The sequence below is a fragment of the Georgenia sp. SUBG003 genome (genome assembly GCF_000715355.2).
Taxonomy (GTDB): Bacteria; Actinomycetota; Actinomycetes; order Actinomycetales; family Actinomycetaceae; genus Georgenia.
Map to the genome: position 1 here is coordinate 1366985 of NZ_CP180204.1, position 14603 is coordinate 1381587.

General features: G+C 73.7%; 13 protein-coding genes and 1 pseudogene. 6 read left to right on the forward strand and 8 right to left on the reverse strand.

Annotated elements, in window-relative coordinates:
* Positions 1 to 186 precede the first annotated feature (186 nt).
* Complete coding sequence (locus DA06_RS06690) at positions 187 to 954, forward strand: class E sortase (protein WP_052436448.1); 768 nt, start codon at positions 187 to 189, stop codon at positions 952 to 954.
* Positions 954 to 1109: a hypothetical protein gene (locus DA06_RS06695; RefSeq protein ID WP_418607221.1), complete on the forward strand. Its 156-nt coding sequence runs from the start codon at positions 954 to 956 to the stop codon at positions 1107 to 1109. Before DA06_RS06690 ends, DA06_RS06695 begins: the two co-directional genes overlap by 1 nt.
* Before the next feature lie 13 nt (positions 1110 to 1122).
* Here the strand turns inward: DA06_RS06695 and DA06_RS06700 are convergent, their stop codons facing one another.
* Positions 1123 to 1404, reverse strand: coding sequence for a hypothetical protein (locus DA06_RS06700; protein WP_043498482.1), 282 nt, complete (start codon positions 1402 to 1404; stop codon positions 1123 to 1125).
* 4 nt (positions 1405 to 1408) lie between these two features.
* On the opposite strand from DA06_RS06700, the gene DA06_RS06705 reads away from it, so the two are divergent.
* The 4 genes from DA06_RS06705 (at position 1409) to lhgO (ending at position 7621) form a co-directional block, all read left to right on the forward strand.
* Complete coding sequence (locus DA06_RS06705) at positions 1409 to 3370, forward strand: N-acetylmuramoyl-L-alanine amidase (protein WP_052436449.1); 1962 nt, start codon at positions 1409 to 1411, stop codon at positions 3368 to 3370.
* A gap of 113 nt (positions 3371 to 3483) precedes the next feature.
* Positions 3484 to 4800 carry an MFS transporter gene (locus DA06_RS06710; RefSeq protein WP_052436450.1) on the forward strand — a complete coding sequence of 439 codons (1317 nt, stop codon included), beginning with the start codon at positions 3484 to 3486 and terminating at the stop codon, positions 4798 to 4800.
* A 266-nt stretch (positions 4801 to 5066) separates the two neighbouring features.
* Entirely contained in the window at positions 5067 to 6410 is a 1344-nt protein-coding gene (locus DA06_RS06715; RefSeq protein ID WP_043498486.1) for a glycosyltransferase, read from the forward strand.
* Positions 6407 to 7621 (forward strand): L-2-hydroxyglutarate oxidase, encoded by a 1215-nt coding sequence (gene lhgO / locus DA06_RS06720; RefSeq protein WP_043498489.1) that lies wholly within the window; start codon positions 6407 to 6409, stop codon positions 7619 to 7621. The genes DA06_RS06715 and lhgO overlap by 4 nt, the downstream gene beginning before the upstream one ends.
* Here the strand turns inward: lhgO and DA06_RS06725 are convergent.
* The 7 genes and pseudogenes from DA06_RS06725 to DA06_RS06755 all read right to left on the reverse strand — a co-directional run bounded on the left by DA06_RS06725 (position 7618) and on the right by DA06_RS06755 (position 14515).
* The gene (locus DA06_RS06725; RefSeq protein WP_052436451.1) at positions 7618 to 8565 is read right to left on the reverse strand and encodes a glycerophosphodiester phosphodiesterase; all 948 of its coding nucleotides are present in this window, start codon (positions 8563 to 8565) and stop codon (positions 7618 to 7620) included. The genes lhgO and DA06_RS06725 overlap by 4 nt on opposite strands.
* A complete protein-coding gene (locus DA06_RS06730; protein ID WP_052436452.1) occupies positions 8562 to 10193 on the reverse strand; it encodes a DUF3376 domain-containing protein in 1632 nt (543 codons plus the stop codon). Before DA06_RS06730 ends, DA06_RS06725 begins: the two co-directional genes overlap by 4 nt.
* Before the next feature lie 67 nt (positions 10194 to 10260).
* A pseudogene (locus tag DA06_RS06735) lies at positions 10261 to 11397 on the reverse strand (patatin-like protein); the annotation flags it as partial.
* A gap of 98 nt (positions 11398 to 11495) precedes the next feature.
* Positions 11496 to 12215, reverse strand: a complete 720-nt coding sequence (locus DA06_RS06740) for a sugar isomerase domain-containing protein (RefSeq protein ID WP_043498490.1) — start codon at positions 12213 to 12215, stop codon at positions 11496 to 11498.
* Positions 12208 to 12675, reverse strand: a complete 468-nt coding sequence (locus DA06_RS06745; protein WP_052436454.1) for a PTS sugar transporter subunit IIA — start codon at positions 12673 to 12675, stop codon at positions 12208 to 12210. Before DA06_RS06745 ends, DA06_RS06740 begins: the two co-directional genes overlap by 8 nt.
* Entirely contained in the window at positions 12675 to 12977 is a 303-nt protein-coding gene (locus DA06_RS06750; RefSeq protein ID WP_052436455.1) for a PTS sugar transporter subunit IIB, read from the reverse strand. The genes DA06_RS06745 and DA06_RS06750 overlap by 1 nt, the downstream gene beginning before the upstream one ends.
* Positions 12974 to 14515, reverse strand: coding sequence for a PTS ascorbate transporter subunit IIC (locus DA06_RS06755; protein WP_418607222.1), 1542 nt, complete (start codon positions 14513 to 14515; stop codon positions 12974 to 12976). The genes DA06_RS06750 and DA06_RS06755 overlap by 4 nt, the downstream gene beginning before the upstream one ends.
* Positions 14516 to 14603: the final 88 nt, after the last annotated feature.

The following is a 14603-nucleotide window of genomic DNA, read 5'->3' on the forward strand; positions in this document are numbered from 1 at the left end:
TGAGAGCTGTCACGAATCCATTTCCTGAGGTGGGGGACTACGCCGGACCGGCGACCAAAATACCTACGGGGTATCGGGTGGGAACGACAAGGGGAGTGTCTCGCCGAGCGTCCGCGCCACGGTCGCGGGAGAGTCGAGAGTTCTCTCCGGACGGAGGTGTCCAGAAAGTCCAGTAGCGTCGTGCCTGTGGTCACCACCGAGGCGCCGACGGAGGCTCGCCGCAGGCGTGCCGGCGGTGGACGACGCGCGCGCCGCAGCGCCGCAGCCGTCCTGGCCGGCCTATTGGGCGAGCTGCTGCTCACCGCTGGCGTGCTCGTCGGCCTGTTCGTCGTCTGGCAGGTGTTCTGGACGGACCTGGAGGTCCGCGACGACCAGGCGGCCGCGGTCGAGGAGATCCGCAGCACGTTCACCGAGCCCGAGGTCGAGCGCAGCGCCGAGCTCCGGACCGATGCGCCCCCTGCTCCGGAGCCGGTCGGGAACGCCGTGGGATTCGCCACCATGCACGTCCCGCGGTGGGGCGCCGACTACCAGGTCCCGGTGGTCGAGGGAGTGGGCATGTGGGACGTTCTCAACACCGGCGCGGCCGGCCACTACCCGGGCACCGCGATGCCCGGGGAGGTCGGTAACTTCGCGCTTGCCGCCCACCGGCAGTCCTACGGCGCACCGTTCGCCCAGATCGACAAGCTCGGGCACGGTGACCGGGTCGTCGTCGAGACGGCGCAGGCGTGGCTGGTCTACGAGGTGACCGAGGACTACGTGACCACCCCGGACCAGGTCGACGTCATCGCCCCGGTGCCCCGCAGGCCCGGCGAGGAGCCGACGGCGCGGACCATCACCTTCACCACGTGCCACCCGTTGTGGAGCACCCGCGAGCGCTGGATCACCCACGGCGAGCTCGCCGGGTGGGTGCCGCGGGCCGAGGGCAAGCCGGTCGAGCTTCTGGAGGGGTCCTGATGTACGCGGCGATCTGGCGGCTCCTGCCCGGACCGCGATGGCTGCGGGTGATCGAGGCGGTCGTGCTCGCCCTCGCCGTCGTCTGGGCGCTGTTCACCTGGGTGTTCCCCTGGGTGGCGCAGAACGTCGGGCTCCTCGACACGACCCTCGCCTGAGGTCCCTGCCGCGTCAGCAGCTGGCCGTGACCGCCACCGAGATGTACGGGACGGAGACCAGGAGGACCGCCCCGGCCATGGCGAGGAGGTAGGCCGCGACGAGAGCGACCCCTGCACGGGGCGCGGGCGGCGCTGCCGCCACCAGCCGCTGCGCCCGGGAGAGCGGCTGGTGCCGTGCCGCGTGCAGCGCGAGGGCTGGCGAAGGCCCCGACGTACCCGGCCGGTGCAGCGCCAGGAGCGCCCCGGCCAGGGCGCGGGTGCCGCGCGCGCTGCGGGCGGCGTCGTCGGCGGCCATCTCCGTGCCCGCCGAGGCCCCCGCCACCGCCGCGACGGAACCGTCCGCCGCCGCAGCCGGGTCCGCCGTCGAGCCGGTCGTCATCGCCCTGACCGACGACGACGGCGACCGCACGCGCGTCGCCACCTCCGGCCTCGAGGTCACCGTCCCGTCGGGCGAGTTCTCCGCCTCCTCGGACACCGCCGTCGTCGGCGACGACGCCGTGCTGACGCGGCCGATCCCGACCGACGAGTTCCTCGTCGCCGGCCTCACGTGGGAGGCCGGGCAGCGGCTCGCCGCGGACGCCCAGGTGTTCGTGCGTGTCGAGGAGGACGGCGTCTGGTCCGAGTGGGAGGAGACCTCGCACGAGGAGGGCATGAGCGGCACCGGCGAGGCGGCGGCGGGCACCGACCCGTTCGTCACCGGCGGCGCCCAGACCATCCAGGTGCGGGTGACCGGGGCCGCGGCGGAGCTGCCGGACAACCTCGCCATCACCGTCCTCTCCACCGAGGACCTGCAGACCCCGCCCCCGGCCACCGAGGCCGTCGAGAGCGCCCCGATCCCCGTGCCGACCGTCGCCCCGGCGGCGCCCGGCTCGAGCGCCGTCGTCCCCGCCGGCACGGTCGCGGCCAGCGTCGCGGCCTCCCCGGTGGCCACGACGGTGGTTCCCCCTCGGCCCTCGGTCATCTCGCGCGCCGGGTGGGGGGCCGACGAGCGGAAGATGACGTGGCGGCCGACCTACCGGGCGCTGCGCGCCGCGGTGGTGCACCACACCGCCGGCACCAACACCTACACGTGGAGCGAGGCCGCCTCCGTGGTGCGCGGCATCTACCAGTACCACGCGGTCACCCGCGGCTGGGGCGACATCGGGTACAACTTCCTCGTCGACAAGTGGGGCCGGGTGTACGAGGGGCGTACCGGCTCCCTGGCGGCGCCTGCCGGGATGATGACGCAGGGCGCGCACGCCGCCCCGGTGAACAGCGGTACGGTCGGCATCTCCGCCATGGGCGACTACACGAAGATCGCCGCGCCGACGGCCGTGATCGAAGCGATGACCGACGTGCTCGCGTGGCAGTTCGGCCGGGCGGGCATCGACGCCACCACGAGGAGCGGCATCTACTCCCCCGGCACCCCGGCGCTGGCCAGCGGCGTGAACCTGCCCCGCATCTTCGGCCACATGGACGTCTCCGCCACCACCTGCCCGGGGAAGGACATCTACGGCCGGCTGGCCGCCATGCGCACAGCGGTCAGGAGCAGGACGAACCCGCCCGTGACGGCGCCGGCCCCGGCGACGCCCGCGCCCAGCTCTCCCCTGCGCTCCGTCTACCTCAACAACGCGCTGACCGCGTCCTCCGACGTGGTCTTCTCCTACGGGGCCCTCGGCTCCTCCATCATCGTCGGCGACTGGGACGGCAACGGCTCCGACACCCCCGCGGCTCGGACGCAGCAGTACTTCGAGGTCCGCAACTCCAACACCTCCGGCCCGGCCGACAGGAAGTTCGTCTACGGCCGCCCCGGCGACGTCGTGCTGGTCGGCGACTGGGACAGGAACGGGGTCGACACCCTCACCGTGCGCCGCGGCCGCGAGTACCACGTCAAGAACTCCGTCACGTCGGGCGTCGCCGACCAGGTCATCTACTACGGGAAGCCGGACGACGAGATCCTGGTCGGGGACTGGGACGGGAACGGCACCGACACGTTCGCGGTGCGGCGCGGCAACCTGCTCTACATCAAGGACACCATGTCCGGCGGCGTCGCCGACCGGGTCATCGCCTACGGCCGGCCGGGCGACACCATGCTGGTCGGGGACTGGGACGGGGACGGCAAGGACACCTTCGCGGTGCGCCGGGGCGACCTGCTCATGCTCCGGAACTCGCTGACCTCCGGCGTCGCGGAGACGACCTTCACCTACGGCCGGACGACCGACAAGATGCTCGTCGGAGACTGGAACAGGGACCGCAAGGACACCTTCGGCATCTTCCGCTAGCCCTGCGCCCAGGGCCTCGCCGGAAGGCGGTCGGACCCGTGGCGTAACGTCACTGGTTTGATGTGCGCGGGCGACCGCCCACCACGCTCGACCAACCTCGGAGCCTCCCGCCCATGGCCGCACCCAGCACCACCGCAGTGACGGCGCAGATGCGCCACGCACGGGCCGCGGTGTCCACGCTCTTCTTCCTCAACGCCGTGCTGTACGCGAACCTCGTGCCGCGGCTGCCGGAGGTCAAGGCGAACCTCGACCTGACCAACGCCGCGCTGGGGACGGGCATCGCGGCGATGCCGGCCGGGGCGCTCCTCGCCGGGCTGCTGGCGCCGGCCCTCATCAACCGGCTCGGCTCGGCACGGGTCGCCTCGTTCGGGCTGGTGGGGCTCGCGCTCGCCATCTGCGCCGTCCCCCTGGCGGGGTCCTGGCTGGCGTTCGCCGCGGCCATGCTCGTCGCCGGCGCTCTGGACGCGCTCGTGGACGTCGCCCAGAACGCGCACGGCTTCCGCGTCCAGCGGCTGTACCGACGCTCGATCGTCAACGCGTTCCACGGGTTGTGGAGCGTCGGTGCCGTCGCCGGCGGCCTCCTCGGCTCCGCCGCCGCCGGGCTCGGTGTCCCGCTGACGGCGCACCTCGCCGTCACCACCGCGGTGTTCAGCGTCACCGCGGTCCTCGCCTACCGCTTCCTCCTTCCCGGGCCGGAGAACGCCGAGCGCGTCCCCGCCGCCGGCGCCGGTGCGGCGGAGTCCGGGAGCGGTGCCTCGAGCGGCCCGCGACGGACCGCCTTCCGGACGGTGCTCCTGCTCGGCACGCTCGGCGTCCTCGCCGCCTGCGAGGCGTTCGTGCAGGACGCCGGCTCGTCGTGGGGCGCGCTGTACATGCGGGGCGAGGTCGGCGCCAGCGCGGCGACCAGCGGCCTGGCCTTCGTCGCGCTCCAGGCCGCGATGGTCGTGGGCCGATTCACCGGCGACCGTGCCACCAACCGTTTCGGGCAGCGTCGGGTGGTGCGCGTGGGCGGCGCGCTCATCGCGGCCGGCATGGGCCTGGCCGTCGCCTTCCCGTCGTCCGCGACGACGATGACGGGGTTCGCGCTGGCCGGGCTCGGGGTGGCCACGCTGGTCCCCGCCGTGATGCACGTCGCCGACGAGCTGCCGGGCCTTCCGCCCGGCGTCGGCCTGACCGTGGTGGGCTGGGTGCTGCGGGTGGGATTCCTCGCCTCTCCGACGGCGATCGGGCTTCTCGCGGACGCGTTCAGCCTCCGGGCGGCTCTGCTCACCGTCGTCGCCGCGGGCCTCGCGGTCGTGGTCCTCGGCCGCGTGCTGGACGCGGCCGGCCCGGATCACGCCTCCCTCACCCACGGCGCCCCGGCCGCGGACCCTGCCGCGTCCAGCCACACCCCGGAGGTCTCCGCGACCGCGCCGCACGAGGACGACTGAGGCACCGCGTCCGGCGACCGGACGTCCGCCGGAGCACCGGGCCCGGAGCCGGCTGCCCAGCGGCGTGCTTCCCTCGACGGGCAGCGTCGCCACGGCACCTTCGACGCCACGTGAACGCGAGGCGGTCGGCTCCCCGTCGGTGAGGGGCACGTCGGCGGGGATGCGGTCATGCCCTGGACCTGCGGTCCGTCCTGGCGCCGGCGTTCCACGATCGTGCCGACGTCGAAGAGACGCCCGAGCCGCGACCACGATGGGAGACTCGGCCGGTGGCCTCGATCATGATGACGGCGATGCCGTTCACCGGGCACGCCCGGCCGGTGCGCGCGGTGGCCGCCGAGCTCGTGCGCCGCGGGCACGACGTCCGGGTGTACACCGGCAGGTCCTGCACAGACATGTTCGAGGAGGTCGGAGCGCGACCCGTCCCGTGGCAGGCCGCTCCGGACCTCGACGAGCGCGACCTCGCCGCCACGTTCCCGCGCATGCGGGGCAGAAAGGGGTTCGGGCAGGTCCTGGTCAACCTGCGGGAGCTGTTCCTCGGCACCGCCCCCGCCCAGACCACCGACCTGCTCGCCGCCCACGAGGAACGGCCGTGGGACCTCATCGCCGGTGACCCGATGGCGCTCGGCACCCGCTTCGCCGCCGAGCGACTTCGTTCCCGGTGGGCGACCGTCTCCCCGATCGCCGTGTGGCTGCCCGGGAGGGGCATCCCTCCGACCGGCCTCGGCCTCCTGCCGGCACGTGGCGCCCCGGGGCGGGTACGGGACGCGGTGCTCGGTACGGTCTCGGGCGCCGGGACGGCGGCGCTGACCCGTCTGTACCGAGGCACCCGTCGCAAGGTCGGTCTCGGCCCCGACCACGAGACCTTCGCGACCATGTGGTACTCCCCCCAGCTCGTCGTCGCGGCGGGCTCCCCGGGCCTGGACTACCCCCGCACGGACCTGCCCGGGCACATCCGCTTCGTCGGCGACCTCATGGACGACGACGGCCGCGCAGTCGACGGCGCCCTCACCGGCGCGGGCGCCCCTCACCGTGAGGAGCCACCCGCCCTGCCGGACTGGTGGGAGGACGTCACGAACGCCGACGTGCCGGTGGTGCACGTGACCCAGGGGACGGCGAACGTGGACCCGCACGATCTGATCCTGCCGGCGCTGGCGGCGCTCGCCGGCCAGGACGTGCTCGTGGTGGTGGGACTGGGCGGCCGCACCGGTCCGCTGCCGGGCCCGCTGCCCGCGAACGCACGCGTCGCGCCGATGGTGCCGTACCAGCACCTGCTCCCCCGCACCTCCGTGATGATCACCAACGGCGGCTACGGCGGCGTGCTGCAGGCACTGCGCCACGGCGTCCCGCTGGTCGTCGCCGGGGGTGACCTGGACAAGCCGGAGGTTGCGGCGCGCATCGGCTGGCACGGCGCCGGGATCGACCTGCGCACGGGAACTCCCCGGCCGGACGCCGTCGCGGACGCCTACCGCAGGGTGACGACCGACCGGTCGTTCCAGGCCTCGGCCGAGCGGCTCGGCGCCGAGCTGCGCGCCCTGGGCGGGACGCGCGCCGCCGCAGACCTGCTCGAGGCACACCTGGTACGGGGACCGGCCCTCCTGGAGGACGCATGACGGACTACGACTATCTCGTCGTCGGCGGCGGCATCGTGGGCCTGTCGACGGCGATGCACCTCGAGCGTGCCCGTCCGGGATGCTCCGTGCTCGTTCTCGAGAAGGAGAACGCCCTCGCCCAGCACCAGACCGGCCACAACTCCGGGGTCATCCACGCCGGCCTCTACTACACCCCCGGCTCCCTCAAGGCCCGTCTGTGCCGTGCCGGCGAGAGGGCGACCAAGGAGTTCTGCGACAGCCACGGCGTCCCGTACCGCACGATCGGCAAGCTGGTCGTCGCGACCAGCGCGCCGGAGGTCCGGCGCCTGCGCGACCTCGCCCTCCGGGCCGACCGGAACGGGATCGAGGTCGAGGCCGTCGACAGGGCACGTCTGCGCGAGCTCGAACCGCACGTGGCAGGTCTCGAGGCGCTCCTCGTGCCGGCCACCGGCATCGTCGACTACCGCCGGGTGTCGGAGGCGATCGCCGAGGAGGTGCGCGCCGCCGGCGGGCAGATTCTCACGGGCGCCCGGGTGACCGCGATCGCGGAGGACGCCGACGGCGTGACCGTCCGGAGCACCCGTGGCACCTTCCGCGGCCGCCGGTTCGTGGCCTGCGCGGGCCTGCAGGCGGACCGGGTCGCGCGCCTCGGCGGTCTTGACCCCGACTTCCGGATCGTCCCCTTCCGCGGCGAGTACCACGAGCTGCCCGACCACCGGGCCGGCATCGTCGACCATCTCGTCTACCCGGTGCCGGACCCGGCGCTGCCCTTCCTCGGCGTGCACCTGACCCCGACGGTGGACGGCCGCATCACCGTGGGCCCCAACGCCGTCCTCGGCGGGGCCCGGGAGGGGTATCGCAGACGGGTGGTCTCCGCCCGCGACGTCGCCGACTACCTCCGCTTCCCCGGCATGTGGAAGGTTGCCCGGAGCCACGCTCGCACGGGCGCGAGGGAAGTGCTCGGCTCGGTCTTCCGGCGCGGCTATCTCGCGCAGGTGCGGAAGTACTGCCCGGAGCTCCGCCTGGACGACCTGCGCCCTCACGCGGCAGGGATCCGGGCGCAGGCAGTCATGCGCGACGGCACCCTGGTGCACGACTTCCTGCTGCGCGGGACGCCGCGTCAGCTCCACGTCGCCAACGCCCCGTCGCCCGCGGCCACCTCTGCCCTGCCGATCGGCGAGATGATCGCCGACCGCCTGGTCGGGTCGGGTCCGGGGTCACGCCGAGGCTAGGCGTCTGCGTGCCGGGCGAGGATGCCGGCAAGAATGTCGGGGTGGTCGGTCATGATGCCGTCGACGCCCCAGCTCAGAAGACGACGCATGCCGGCCTCGTCGTCGACGGTCCACACGTCGATCCTGAGCCCGTTCCGGTGGGCCTCCCGCACCAGGCTGGGCGTGACGATCCGGAGGCCCTTCCAGGAGTCCGGGGGCTGCAGCGCCTCGAACGGTGCGCGGTAGAGGTGTCCGAGCCGGAGGAGGCTGAGCAACCAGAACGTCGCAAACTCGCCGACGGACGCGGCCGTGGCCACCTGGCCACGGGAGGCGCGCCGGAAGCGCCTGACGGAGCCGGCGCTGTCCGTGACGACGAGCGTGCGGGCCTGGGCGCCGGCGGCCTCGATCACCCGCCACACCGCCTCCTCGGTACCGGGCCGCTCCGCCTTGAGCTCGATGTTCACGGGCCTGTCGGGGAACTCGCGGTACACGGCCTCGAGGGTGGGGATGCGGACGCCCCGTCCGCGCCAGGGGTAGGTCGACCCGCCGTCGGGGGTGAAGCGGTACCCGGCGTCGAGGCGTCGCAGCTCGGCGAGCGTCCGCTCGGCGACGGGCCCGGCCCCGTCGGTCGTCCGGTCCAGAGTGTCGTCGTGGATGACGACGACCTCGCCGTCGGCGCTGGTGTGCACGTCCAGCTCCAGGACGACCTCGCCGAGCGCGACGGCCTCGCGGAACCCCTCGAGGGTGTTCTCGGGGACGATGGCAGCACCGCCGCGGTGGGCGAAGTTGACCGGCCAGCCGCTCGGCGTCGGCGCTCCCCCGTCACCGGCCCGGCCGCGGCGCCCCGCGAGGAACGTCCCGAGGACGAGTCCGAGCAGGAACGGCCCTGCCCCCAGATGGAGCTCCCAGACGTTGTCCGCGACGACGGGCTTCGCGCCCTTCTGCCGGATGATCGCGTTGCTCATCTCTCTCCTCCGTCCTCGCCAGGTCTCGCCGGCCGCCGCGGGACGATCCTCGCCGTCACGGCGTGAGCCGCGCGGGTGAGGAGCCTGGCGACGGCGACGGTCGGCCGCAGCGCGGTCACCGGCCGCAGGAGTCCGGCGACGACGGAGGTCCCCACGGCGGCGGTGCGGGTGGCGGTCCGCAGGAACAGGGGCGTTCGTCGCGCCGCCTCGTCGGCGAGCCGCTCGGAGGCGACGGGACAGGTGGCGGTCAGGCGGGCGAGGACGTCCCGCCCCGGCGCGACACCGGTCCCGGCCGATCTGCTGCGGTCGAACTCCGCGAGCCAGGCCCTCGCGGCGTCCGTCGGCCTCTGCTCCCGCCTGATCTGCGCCGCCACGGCGGGCAGCTCCTCGGCAGCGACGTGCTCCTGGAGCGCACTCGCGACCCAGGCGGCGAGGTTCGGCAGGCTCACCGGGACGGAGGCGGTCTCGTCGTCGAGGAAGGCGAGGTCGGCGAGCACGTCACCGGGCACCGGCAGGTCGTCGAGCGCCCGGGAGAGGGAGTCCGCGAACGTCCGCGCGCGTGCGCCGCGCGCGACCTCGTCGTTCTCCAGCACCGTCTGGATCCGGCGCGGGTCGAGCAGCAGGTGCACCAGCCAGCCGCACCCGTCCAGGCGGCCCCACATCCAGTCGTTCACCCGCCACGAGTCCTTGTAGAAGGCACCGAAGTGGTGCAGCTGGAAACCGGTGAGCTTCTCGGCCGCGGCGTCGCGCCCGGGCGCGAGCAGGGTCCGCGTGTCGGAGCTGACCTGGACCAGCTCCATGGGCTGCTCGACCTCCGCGAGCACCGGCACCATCGCCCTGGTCGCGACGGTCAGCTCGAGAAGCCGGGTCACGACGTCACCCCTGCTGAAGTAGTCGAGGTAGCACCGCATCTGCGCGGCCGCGTCGGCGCGGCGCTCCCGCAGCGCCGGCCGCGCGCCCGTCCCGGGTGCCGAGCCCCGCGGCGCGGCCGGCTCCTCGGAGGCGCCGCCCGACAGGCGGGTCAGCAGCGGAGTCGCCCGCGCGACGACGGCGGCGAGGGTCTGCCAGGCGACGCGCAGCTGCTCCGGGGTGCCCTGCGTCGTCGCGAACTCTTCCGTGAGACGCGCGACCGCCGTCTCGAGCGGGGTGTACCTCTTCCGTTCCGTGTCGAGCCGGCGGCGCACCAGGTCCTGGACGCGCTGCCGCGATCGCGCCAGCGCCCCGTGGACGCTGGTTCCGTGGGCCGCCAGCTCGTTGCGCTCGTCCCGGGTGGACGCCAGGAGGTATCCGAGTCTCAGCATGTGCAGCAGCGTCGCCTTGGCGGCGTCGAACGCCGCGACGCCGAGGTGCGCGGCTGCGTCGAGGGCCTCGGCGTCGTCGTCGGGCGGCGCGTCGGGCCACGACCGGACGACGGTCTCCCGGGCGAGGGCCCGCATCCTGGCGTCGCGGTCGCTCCCCGGCACCGGGGCCCAGCTCGGCGGCAGCGCAGCGCCTGAGTTCTCGAGGACGGCGAGCTGCCGGCTCACCTCGGTGACGAGCGGCCGGACGAGCCAGCTGCCCTGTCGCCGGCGATAGTCGGCCCACGTGGCCCCGTCGGTGAGGCCCGAGCTCCTCCGGGAGCCGGGCACCGATGCTGGCCAGCCGCAGGCGGGCCTCCGACATCGCACCGCAGCGGTCGTTGTGCTCCCGGATCGCGGCGACGTCCGCCGCGACCGACTGCTCGAGCACGGCGCTCAGGTCCCGGCTGAGCGCCTCCATCAGGGTGAGCGGGCGGGCGCGGACGTCCGCCGGGGCGTGCGCCTCCGGCGGCCGGCTCGTGGGGACCACGTAGAGCAGGAGCCGGCGGACCTGTCTGTCGGTGCCGCGGTCGAACACCGTCTGCAGCAGGGGCGCTATCGGCCGGTTGACCAGCAGCCCGCCGTCGGCGGTCCAGTGCGAGCGCGTGAGATCGGTGGAGCCGGACATGTCCGGGTGCCGCGGGCCGGCGGTGCCGCCGACCGGGACGAACGAGGGCTCGAAGGCGGCCGGGTAGGAGGCGCTGCTGCGCGCCGCGAGGGCCAGTGCGGGGACGACCTCGTCGTCCGCGAGGACGGTCTCGTCGAACTCGAAGAGCCCGAGGTGGTCGGCGTCCTGGATCTGGGTTCCGTAGTCGTCCGAGAGTCCGCCCGGCTCGGGCGAGAGCAGGGTGGTCGTGACGAACACCTTCGTCCGGCGCGGGTCCTCGGGCGGTGCCTGGCCCGCGATGATGTGGTCCCTGATCCCCTCGGCCAGGGCGCCGAGAACCTCCTCGTCACCGTCGAGCAACGAGGGCGGAGCCGGTTCGCGCGGATCCCGGAGGAGCGCCTCGAAGCTCCCCGCCCGCAGCCAGATGTCCCGGAGCCTCGACAGATCCAGCTTCCTGGCGCTGGCCAGGCCGAGGACGACGGCGTTGATGCCGCCCGCGCTCGTGCCGGCGAGCGTGTCGACGGCGACCTCGGCGTCGACGAGATCCAGGAGCCGGCGGTAGGACCGGCGAAGAGGGTGGGCGTCCGGCGTGCTCGGATCGGCGCCATCCGCGTCCGGGATCCGGCGGCGGGCGCTGGCCTGCACCAGCAGGTCGAGCTCGCGAGCCACCCCGCCCATCCACACCGCCAGGCTGACGCCACCGGTGAAGGCCAGCGCCAGGCGGATCTCCTGGGTGGCGCGGGTGGAGGGGCGGGGCTCGAGGCCGTCGTCCCGCGTCCCGGTCAGCTCGGGGCGTTGGGGCCGAGCAGGGGCCGGGAGGGTGATCGCGGGCTCGGCCGCCGTGGTCTGCTCGGAGGGCGGTGTCGCCTCCTCGGAGAGGTCCGGCATCCTCGTCCTTCCTCCTCGCGGTCCGTCGCGCGGAAGCACGGTCCGGCGTCCCCGCGCGTCGCCGGTGGTCGGTCGTCGGTGGTCGGTGGTCGGTGGTGCTAACGCAGCTCGGGCACCACCGCCCGGTACTTCTCGATGAGTTCGTCGTTCGTCGGTCCTGCCGTGTTCGCGCTCCGCCAGAACGCGGGCGGCGGCTCCTGCTCCGCGCACAGCACGAGGAGCGCGTCCCACAGCAGCGTGTTGCAGAGCGAGGACAACGGCGCCGTCCGCGGCGCCTCGGGCGGCCAGCTCGCGTCCCCGGGAGGGACCCGGGTGTCGAGCACGAGGTCGGCGACCTCGTGCAGCCTCCGGCCGGCGCGCTGTGGCGCCGCGTCGGACGCCGCCACCGATGTCACGGCGATCACCCTTGCTCCGGCCTCGCGGGCCGCGAGCGCGATCTCCACCGGCACGTAGTTGACCCCCGAGTTCGAGAAGATGACGACGGCGTCGGTCTCGCCGACCGCCGCCTCCGTCACGAGCCTGCGCCCGAGACCGGGCCGGCGTTCGGCGTCCGTGGACCGGCCGGCGCCGTGGAGCGGGAGCAGCTCGAGGTCCCACAGCGGTCGGACGAACGGCAGCCCGCCCGCGCGGTAGAACGTCTCGAGCACGCCCGCCAGGGAGTGACCGGAGCCCGCGGCGTGGACCAGTCCCCCGCGTCGCCCGGAGTCGAGAACGATCTGTGCCGCCTGCCTGAGCTGGCTGGTGTTCGCGTCGACGACGCCGACGAGGTGGTCGGTGGTCGCGTGCGCGAACCGCTGCAGCACCGTCCCCTCAACCATGCCGCACCGCCTCGGCGAGGGCGCGCTCGGCCGCGGTCACGTCGTCGGCCTCGCGCAGCCGGTCCGCGAGGCCGCCGGTGAGGGCCTTGCCCATCGCGCGGATCATCTCCATGTGCGACCCGCCGGAGGAGAAGGCGAGGACGACGTCGACGGGGTCGTTGGTCGGGTGCCCGAACCTGACCGGCTCGCCGAGCCGCACCGCGGCGAGCCCCTCGGTGGTGGTGCCGGGCTCCGCCCGCGCGTGCGCGAGGGCCACGCCGGGCGTGAGGACGATGTAGGGCCCGTGCTCCTCGACGGTGCTCACGCACGCGTCCACGTAGGCCTCGTCCGCCGTGCCCAGGTCGACGAGCAGCCGCGCGGCGGCCCGGACGCCGTCGCGCCAGTCCTCGGCGGCACGGAGGAACGAGGCCCGCACGGGCACGCCGCCCGCGGCCTCGTCCGGTCCTGCCTGCGCGGTCATCAGAGCCAGCCCTGCTCCTCGAGCGCCGGCCGCAGCCGGGACTCGAGCGCGGCGTCGTCGATGAAGTCCTCGATCGTGACGGTGACCGGGGCCGTCCCCTCGAGCTCGCTCGTGTGCATGCCCTGACCGACGATGACGTCCGCCTGCGTGCTGCGGGCGGCGGAGATGTCGGTGTTCTCCACCTCCGCCGGTATTCCGAGGCGCTGGAACACGGTCTCCGTGGTCATGCGCAGGATGAGGCTGGTGCCCATCCCCAGCCCGCACACGGCGAGCACCTTCAGCGGGTCCGGGCGGTCGGTCATGGCGTCTCCCCTGCGGTGTGCCGGCGGTGGGTGGTGTCAGCCCGCCGGGTGTCGGTCGGTCGAGCGGCCGGCGCACCGCCGCCCGTCGCGGTGGACGAGGTGCCGGAGGCCGTGGGCACGGTCGCGGTACGGGCGGCGACGGTGTCGTCGGGTGCACCACGGCGCCGGGACAGCAGCACGAGGACGGCGACGGTGACGACCAGGGTCGCGCCCGCGACGATCCACGCGGCGGCGTTGCCGAGCGGTGCCAGCAGCTGGGTGGCACCGAGCACGAGCCACCCGACGGCGTACCAGTCGGCGTCGGCGAGGGTGGCGATCTCCGGGGCGGTGTTCTCGTACAGCCCCCAGCCGATCCACTGGCCGAAGGCCAGGATGACGCCGTTGACGACGCCGCCGAAGACCGCGCCGCGCCAGCCGGCGACGGCGTTGCCGAAGACGCCGCCGGACCCGCCGCCGAAGAACAGCATGATCATCGGGGGCACGAGCACGAACCAGCCGGCCGCGGCGAAGACGCCCATGAGCACCAGGAACACGACGGTCGAGGACAGGAAGCCGATCATCACCGCCGTCGGCGCCTTGGGGAAGACGACCGGGATGTCCAGAGCGGGCCGGGTGCCGGGAAGCACCTTGTCGGAGATGCCCTTGAACGCCGGCACGATCTCGGCGAGGAACATCCGCACGCCGAAGAGGAGGATCGCGATACCGGCCGCGAACCGGAGCGCCTGCGTCAGGCCCCACGCCCAGGGCAGCAGCTCCGACTCGCCCATCTGCTCCTGGACCACGCCCGCGTCGGCGAAGGCGATGGCCACGAGCATGATGACGGAGATGATGAGCGCGGTGGAGACGTTGATGTCCTTGAAGAAGGAGATCGACTTCGGGAGCCTGAGCCTCTCCGAGTCGTGCCGCTGCGCGTCGCCCAGGCGCAGCGCCTTCGATCCGTACCCGGCGACGAGCGCGAGGGTGGAGGTGGTGTGTCCGAGGCCGAACTGGTCGTGGCCCATCAGCCGCTTCATCAGCGGCGCGATCCACAGCGGCTGCAGGGTCCAGTAGCAGGCGATGATGACCGCCCCGACGATGACGAGCGTGGTCTGCGGGATGTCCGTCAGGACCTCCACGAGCGAGGCGGCGATCACGATGCTCATCCAGAACATCAGGTGGCCGGTGAGGTAGACGTACCGCGCGGCGGAGAAGAGCCGGACGAGCAGGATGTGGATGGCGAAGCCCACGGCGATGATCAGCGGGACGGCGGCGCCCGGCCCGGCGAGGAAGTCGTTGAGGGTGCTGGTGGCCGTCGGGGGCTCCAGCCCGACGGCGCTGGCCACGATGGCCTGGAAGGCGACGAGGCCGCCGACGAAGATCTCCACGCCGATCATGAGGATGACGACGCCGACGACGGCGCGGATCGTGCCGCCGACCACGGCCTCGACCGGCTTGCGCTGCAGCAGCAGGCCGACGAGCGCGATGAGGCCGATGAGGATCGGCACCTGGTTGAAGATGTTGTTGGCGATGCCGACGAGGACGTCCTGCAGCAGTTCCACGGCAGCCTCCTTGCGACCGAGTCACGGGTCGTCTCGGACACGTACCCGTGTGCCACATTGTGCGCCCGGATCACCCCGGCGGCACCTA

What these genes read in the sequence shown, in the direction of transcription:
- DA06_RS06695 (WP_418607221.1), top strand. Translation starts at nt 954, where the DNA reads ATGTACGCGGCGATCTGGCGGCTCCTGCCCGGACCGCGATGGCTGCGG.
- DA06_RS06700 (WP_043498482.1), bottom strand. Translation starts at nt 1,404, where the DNA reads ATGGCCGCCGACGACGCCGCCCGCAGCGCGCGCGGCACCCGCGCCCTG.
- DA06_RS06710 (WP_052436450.1), top strand. Translation starts at nt 3,484, where the DNA reads ATGGCCGCACCCAGCACCACCGCAGTGACGGCGCAGATGCGCCACGCA.
- lhgO (WP_043498489.1), top strand. Translation starts at nt 6,407, where the DNA reads ATGACGGACTACGACTATCTCGTCGTCGGCGGCGGCATCGTGGGCCTG.
- DA06_RS06725 (WP_052436451.1), bottom strand. Translation starts at nt 8,565, where the DNA reads ATGAGCAACGCGATCATCCGGCAGAAGGGCGCGAAGCCCGTCGTCGCG.
- DA06_RS06740 (WP_043498490.1), bottom strand. Translation starts at nt 12,215, where the DNA reads ATGGTTGAGGGGACGGTGCTGCAGCGGTTCGCGCACGCGACCACCGAC.
- DA06_RS06745 (WP_052436454.1), bottom strand. Translation starts at nt 12,675, where the DNA reads ATGACCGCGCAGGCAGGACCGGACGAGGCCGCGGGCGGCGTGCCCGTG.
- DA06_RS06750 (WP_052436455.1), bottom strand. Translation starts at nt 12,977, where the DNA reads ATGACCGACCGCCCGGACCCGCTGAAGGTGCTCGCCGTGTGCGGGCTG.